The organism is Brotaphodocola sp., assembly GCF_050873065.1.
Lineage (GTDB): Bacteria > Bacillota > Clostridia > Lachnospirales > Lachnospiraceae > Brotaphodocola.
In genome coordinates, this window is sequence record NZ_JBNMIC010000089.1 from 1 (window position 1) to 6,756 (window position 6,756).

The window sequence follows — 6,756 nt, forward strand, 5'->3', positions numbered from 1 at the left end:
AAGAGAACGAGCAGTCCCTCCACACTGTCGTCATCCTCCAGCTTTGCGAGCTGCGGAAGCACATGGTCATACTTCGTCGCCTTTGCATTTCCCGAGAGATTTTCATGTCCTTCCACCTCCCCGATGATCGAGAGAAGCTGAATTCTCCGCTTCTTGCTGTTTTCATCGAGCGTCATCTCCCCGTATGCCTCCGGCGCCTGATCCTGCCCCCGGCTCTGCGATCCATTTTGCTGGTTCTGCCCGCTCCCATTCTTTCCATTTTGGTTTCGATTCTTTGCATTCTGATTCTCATTCCGGTCTTGTCCGCTCAACTCTTGTTTTTGGAAACCTCGTTTTTGAAAATTTTCTTCATTCCATTTAAGTTCCATCCCGTCTTCCATGCGCTCTTCCCCTCCATATCCATAACTCGTTACTGTTCACGCGTTGCACAAACAGTAACCATAACTCAAGATAAATAGGAAACATAAGAAATCTTCTATTCGCATTTTCCCCCGCAATCCGCTATAATATTCCTATGTCAAAGAATCCTGCATGGATCCAATAAATTATGATTAGAAATTTATGATTAACACAAAGGGGGATTTTTTATGTCCGAATATACCGTCAGCCAGATCACTACGTCAGACCGCCGCGCCTGCCGTCAGATGGATGCCCTTCTCGAAAAAGAGGGAATTGAGCGCGATAAAAACTTAGATTACAGCATCGGCCTGTTCGACGAAGACTACAACCTCGTCGCAACCGGCTCCTGCTTTTCCAACACACTCCGCTGCATGGCAGTCTCTTCCGACCATCAGGGCGAGGGACTGATGAACCAGGTTGTCACAGCTTTAATGGATTATCAGTTTTCCCGCGGCTGCACCGATCTCTTTCTCTACACAAAAATCACAACTGCCCGCTTTTTCCGTGACCTCGGCTTTTACGAGATCGCGCGCGTGGAAGGAAAACTCGTCTTTATGGAAAACCGCCGCACCGGATTTGAGAACTATCTAAAAAATCTTCAGTGCGAGACCGAGGATGCCCTGCCCCAAATCACGAGAAACACAAATCCAGAGGCAAGCGGTCATATCGGTGCCGTGATCATGAATGCCAATCCGTTCACCCTCGGTCACCAGTACCTGATAGAACAGGCTTCCTCCCGCACGGAACTTCTGCATGTGTTTGTCGTCTCAGAAGATGTCTCCCTCGTTCCGCTTGCCGTCCGCGAACAGCTCGTGAAAGAAGGATCTGCCGTCTTCAAGAACCTGATCTTCCATCGCACAGGTCCCTACATGATCTCGAACGCGACGTTTCCATCCTATTTCTTAAAGGATTCGGACACTGTCATCCGTTCTCATGCAAAACTTGACATCCAGATCTTCACGAGAATCGCCTCGGCACTTGGCATCACAGACCGCTTTGTCGGGGAGGAGCCATTCAGCCAGGTAACCGGAATCTACAATCAGGTGATGAAAGAAGAACTCGAATCCGCCGGTCTCACCTGCACAATCATCCCTCGAAAGACGGGAAATGACGGGGCAATCAGCGCTTCCGACGTCCGCACCAAGATCAAGGATGGAGATTTTGAGGCACTCCGCGCTCTCGTCCCAGAAACCACTTACCGCTATTTCACTTCTGAAAAAGCAGAGCCTGTGATTGCGAAAATTAGGGGGACTGCGGAAGTGCGGCATTACTAAAAAACCAAATCTGCGCCAGTTCTCAACTCAGAAACTCTTTTCCGAGATAAGATCTGACGCAGATTTTTTGTGTTTCTATTTTTACATCAGCGGCGCAAAAATGCGCAGCGTCTTTCCAATCGCTTTCTTTACAAACGGGAAATCCCGGCAGTCCTCCAACGTGATTTTCTGACACTTTTTCAAAGTTTCCTGAAAATCCTGCTCTGCCTGTCCGACAGCTGGATTCCGATAAATATAGGTCGCACACTCAAAATGAAGATGGAGACTCCGGTAATCGAGATTCACGGAGCCCACAACCGCCTTCTCATCATCGCTCGTGAACACCTTTGCATGCACAAATCCCGGCGTATACTCATAAATCCGCACACCGGCACGGATCAGTTCCTCATAGTAGGAGCGCGCAAGCAAATAGGCATAGATCTTGTCCGGAATGTGCGGCATGATGATCGTCGTCTCAATCCCCCGCTTTGCGGCAAATGTCAACGCCGTGATCATATCACTGTCAAGAATCAGATACGGAGTCATGATGTGGACGTAATAGCGCGCTTCATTGAGAATATCCATATAGACATGCTGTCCGACGGTCTCCTGGTCGAGCGGACTGTCCCCATATGCCATCACATACCCGCTCCGGTCAAGATCTTTTGGCCAGTTGTGAGAGCGCTTCGGCAGGTACCGCTCATAATTTTCCTCTGTCCGCTCTGTGACATTCCACATCTGGAGAAACATCATCAGAAAACTCTGGGCCGCATCCCCTTTAAGCATGATCGCCGTGTCCTTCCAATGGCCGAACCTCTCTTTTCTATTGATATACTCATCTGCGAGGTTCACGCCTCCGGTAAACGCTGTATGACCGTCGATCACGACAACTTTTCTGTGATCCCGGTTGTTCTGATAAGAAGAGAGCGCCGGACGGATCGGAGAAAACATCTTACACCGAATCCCCTTTTTCTCAAGCTGCGCCGGATAACGATACGGAAGGAGTGCCAGACAGCACATTCCGTCGTACATGACGCGCACTTCCACTCCCGCCTTCGCCTTCTCCTCAAGAACTTTCAGAATTTCTCCCCACATTTCCCCGCGGTCAATGATGAAAAATTCCATGAAAATATATCGCTTTGCTTTCCGAAGTTCTCTAAGAAGCACCGGATACATGTCATCTCCGAGCGGAAAATACTCCACATGGGTGTTTTTCACAACCGGATACCCGCCGTAATGATTCATGTAGACCGCAAGGCCGGTGACTCCGCGGCTCTCCTCATAGAGCTGATGCATGACTGCCGGATCCTGCTTGAGCCACGGCTTTGTCTCAAGCTGCAATTTCTGAAGACGTTTCGCAATATTCTTCGTTCCCGGCTGCGTCTCAATAAACAGGTAGAACATCACGCCAAATACCGGAAACACGAGGACCGGGATAATCCATGACATCTGGTAGGACGGATTTTCGCTCTTGTTGAGAATGTAGATTACGACGACGGCACTCAGGATCGTAAAACCGCCATAAAAGTAGAACGCCTGATTTTTCAGCCACTCAAACGTCAGACACAGAACCATGATCTGCACAATCAAAGAGAGAATCACAAACGTCGTTCGTCCAAAAATAATTCTGAGAAGTTTTCCAGAAGTCTTTTTTACCAGTTTTTTCTTGTCTTCCTTCAACGCCATTCGCCTCCTGAACGTTGTTTCTCTAATATTTCTGTAAAAGAATCTTTGAAATCGAATTATCCTCTACTTTATCACACTTTTCGCCCCGGCACAATAAACGAATCGTGCAGCAGTGTCTATCTGTTCGTCTTGATACCGAGATGTTTCGTCTCTTTTTCCTTTTACGCTCCCGGCGCCTTGCGCGCTGTTCCGAGCGGCACCTTGTCGCGCCCCACCTGGCGGACGGTGATCTCATCATCCCCCTTTAAGGCAACTTCCGGTGCAATCAGACGGTTTTCCGTCCAGTAGGGAGTGTCCACCTGCTTTCCATTGACAAAAATCTTGGAATATGCGTTAAATCCGGATCCAAAAACGATCACCTGATGTTCTCCCCGGTATGTACTCCTCTGGATGATCGGGTCGATGCCAAACTCCATCTTCACCGTATGGTAAGGCGAGGTTCCGCCATAGATTTCCTGATCGCCATAGAGGATATCATACTCGAGCAGCTGCATATCTGCAAGGTATGTACTCTCATCGGATTTCTCTTCCGCATCTGTTTTCGTTTTCAGTTCTTCCGTTTCTAAGTCTTCCTGATTTCCGGCGTTTGGATCTGCCTGTTCCTGATTTCTCAGATAATTCTGATGGAAACAGAACATGGTTCCCTCATGCAGATTCAGAAGATCCTGCACATAGGCTGCAAGCTGGTAGCTCTCGACATCGCGCTTCTTAGCCGGAAGATTCAGGTTGTTCCACACCACATAATTTGTCTGAAACAGCGACTGATTTTTCATCTCATCCGCACTCCACTCAAATCCCGGCAGATGATCGCCGTACATCACAAGAACCGTCGGTTCCTTTCGCGCGTTTAGCATCCGCACAAGGCGCTTTACAAATCCGTCCATCTCATGAATCTGCTGGCAGTAGTACTCAAAAGACGGATATTTTCCATGCCCCTGCACGGAGATCGTGTAAATGAAATCCTGCCCTACACTTGAGTTGAGCGCTTTCTCAATCTCCCCGACGAGAATCTTGTCCTTACACCACCCGGTCGGATTGCGCTCCACATTGTACATATATTCAATCGGCGTGAAATCATCAAATCCAAGCTGGGCGAAAATCTTGTGACGGTCATAGAATGTCGCCTCATTGTCGTGGATCGCATGGGTGTGATAACCCAGATTTTTCATATCAAATGCCATGCTCTCACATGCCGTCTTCTGAAGAACGGTCTTATATGGATATTCTCCCGGCCCAAAAAAGTCGAGATTCATCCCTGTGATACACTCAAACTCGGTATTTGCCGTCCCCGCTCCGACCGACGGCACGCTCAGATAACCGGACGGAAAATGTTCCATTAAATAGCGGAAAAATGGAATCGGATCCTTCTCCACCGGATTCTTTTCCCAGAGCGTCGGATCAAAAAAGGATTCCAGCTGCAACATGATGATATTCGGAGTCTGGTACTCACTGAGTGAATATGTCTCTCCGACCTCAAGATCCGCAGTCTCAAGATCTTCCCTCTCAACCTGCTTCACGGACGTCTTGTCATAGTCATCCGGCCGTGCAATTCCCGTATGAAAAAGCGAATTGGAAAAACAGTAGACAAAGCCGTAATCCTGATACGCCTGGCCGATGTTTCCAAAGTGAAGAGCTAAAATTCCGGTCAGAATCGCCAGATGAAGCCCACCCCAGCTGATGAGAAGACCGGCAACTGCCGCACAGAATGATTTTCGCAGACAAACCGGCGTATCATCCACCGGCGCCAGTTTCCAGAGCAGAGCACCAAAAGCCAGAGCAAGGACCAGCCCTGCCGCCGCAAGCACAATCTGCCACCAGGTCAGATAAGTGTTTAAAAGACTCAGCGCATACTTGACGAGTCTCAAATCCGATGCCGTAAACGGCGTAGTCCGAAAGACGAGAAGGACCCCGTTGATCAATCCCATCGCCAGTCCTAAGATCACAAGGATTCCCGCCAAAAACACCTTTCTCCTCGTAAACAGAATCAGCAGAAACGGAGGAAGCAGCAAAAGTGCATTCGCAAGAAACACGGGGAAGTGTCCCACACTGTAACTGAAAAGCCCGATCAGAGACTTCCTGCTTAAAAGTTCCATCACAAGGTCCAAAAGAAGCGCCAGACCAAATAATTTTCCGAGTAAAATCCAATATTTTTTCACAATCTCATTGTTCCCCTTTTTCTTTTCCATTCCACAAAATCATTTTCAAACACACTCTACCATATTTTGTCAAAAAACGACAGGTCATTTTTTTATATTTTTTTTGCAAAATCGTTCGATTTTCCACTTTTCCCTTTCTTCGCCTTGCCCTTTTCCTGCGGTTTTGCATTTGGACATTTTGAAAAACACCTTCTTTTGAAAATTGTAAGGAAATCTTATCTGGAATAAATTGAAATTTTCGATTAGATCGCATATAATCGAAAAGAAAAAAAGAATATAGACAGAATTGAGGAAAAAACAATGACAGATACGATTGTACAGGGTCTCACCGCCCTGCTTGGCGGAAAGGTATCAAAAGAGGCTATCATCTTCATCATCTCCATGATCCCGATCCTTGAGCTTCGCGGCGGACTGCTCGCCGCATCTCCGGCACTCTTAAATGTCCCGATCACACGCGCCATTCCGATCTGCATCCTTGGCAACCTTCTTCCGATTCCATTTATTCTTCTCCTGATTGAGCATGTTCTCATCTGGATGGAGAATGTTCCGGGACTCGGCAAGATTGCCCGCTGGGTTCGCGCAAAGGCAGACAAGAACAAGGACAACATTCAGAAATACGGTTTCTGGGGACTCACCCTCTTTGTCGGCATCCCGCTTCCGGGCACCGGCGCGTGGACGGGTTCTCTCGTCGCTGCACTCCTGCACATGGAATTCAAGAAATCGATTCCTTCGATCCTGATCGGTATCGCTCTCGCGACCGTCATCATGTCCCTTGTCTCCTACGGCCTGCTCGGCTTCCTGTTTGGCTAACCAAAATGCTCCCTCTCATCAGAGAATCCAAAGATTGATTTCTGATGGAGGGAGTGTTTTTTTGCCCCAGACTCTCATTTTTTCCTCCATGGCTATGCAAAAAAGCCCCACCGCTCAGACAGATTTTCATCTGCCCTCACGGTGGGGCTTTCTATATTCGATCACTCGACGCTATGTTCTCACAGTTCCGAATGGATTACTCCTCGGTGCTGTACAGAGCAGTCAGCTTGGACAGATACTCATATCTCTCCTTAGCCTCGCTCTCGTTCTTAGCGAACAGCTTAGCTGCTCTCTCCGGATTCTTCATAGCCAGAGAAGCGTAACGAACCTCGCCCTTCAGGAAGTCCTGATAGCCTTCCATCTTCGGAGCCTTGCTGTCCAGGGTGAACTTCTTCTCAGCTGCCGGGTTGAAGCGGAAGTTGTTCCAGTAACCGGTCTCAACTGCCAGTTTC

General features: G+C 48.3%; 5 protein-coding genes and 1 pseudogene. 2 read left to right on the top strand and 4 right to left on the bottom strand.

All coding sequences use genetic code 11. The features are described 5' to 3' along the window. Nucleotides 1–380 (bottom strand): annotated as a pseudogene (locus ACR0QE_RS12800) (hypothetical protein); the annotation flags it as partial. Nucleotides 381–587: 207 nt separating this feature from the next. Between ACR0QE_RS12800 and citC the strand changes: the two are divergent. After that, nucleotides 588–1,673: a [citrate (pro-3S)-lyase] ligase gene (gene citC / locus ACR0QE_RS12805; protein WP_432628725.1), complete on the top strand. Its 1,086-nt coding sequence runs from the start codon at nt 588–590 to the stop codon at nt 1,671–1,673. Nucleotides 1,674–1,754: 81 nt separating this feature from the next. Here citC and cls read toward each other — a convergent pair whose 3' ends face one another. Together cls and ACR0QE_RS12815 are read right to left on the bottom strand one after the other, a co-directional pair. Continuing rightward, nucleotides 1,755–3,338, bottom strand: a complete 1,584-nt coding sequence (gene cls, locus ACR0QE_RS12810; RefSeq protein WP_432628726.1) for a cardiolipin synthase — start codon at nt 3,336–3,338, stop codon at nt 1,755–1,757. Between the two features lie 161 nt (nt 3,339–3,499). Continuing rightward, nucleotides 3,500–5,494, bottom strand: a complete 1,995-nt coding sequence (locus ACR0QE_RS12815) for an LTA synthase family protein (protein ID WP_432628727.1) — start codon at nt 5,492–5,494, stop codon at nt 3,500–3,502. A gap of 300 nt (nt 5,495–5,794) precedes the next feature. Between ACR0QE_RS12815 and ACR0QE_RS12820 the strand changes: the two genes are divergently transcribed. After that, a complete protein-coding gene (locus ACR0QE_RS12820; RefSeq protein WP_432628728.1) occupies nt 5,795–6,304 on the top strand; it encodes a COG2426 family protein in 510 nt (169 codons plus the stop codon). Between the two features lie 196 nt (nt 6,305–6,500). On the opposite strand, the gene ACR0QE_RS12825 is transcribed toward ACR0QE_RS12820, so the two are convergent. Next, nucleotides 6,501–6,756 (bottom strand): hypothetical protein (locus ACR0QE_RS12825; RefSeq protein WP_432628729.1); only part of this gene is annotated, 256 nt, incomplete at its 5' end.

What these genes read in the sequence shown, in the direction of transcription:
- cls (WP_432628726.1), bottom strand. Translation starts at nt 3,338, where the DNA reads ATGGCGTTGAAGGAAGACAAGAAAAAACTGGTAAAAAAGACTTCTGGA.
- citC (WP_432628725.1), top strand. Translation starts at nt 588, where the DNA reads ATGTCCGAATATACCGTCAGCCAGATCACTACGTCAGACCGCCGCGCC.
- ACR0QE_RS12820 (WP_432628728.1), top strand. Translation starts at nt 5,795, where the DNA reads ATGACAGATACGATTGTACAGGGTCTCACCGCCCTGCTTGGCGGAAAG.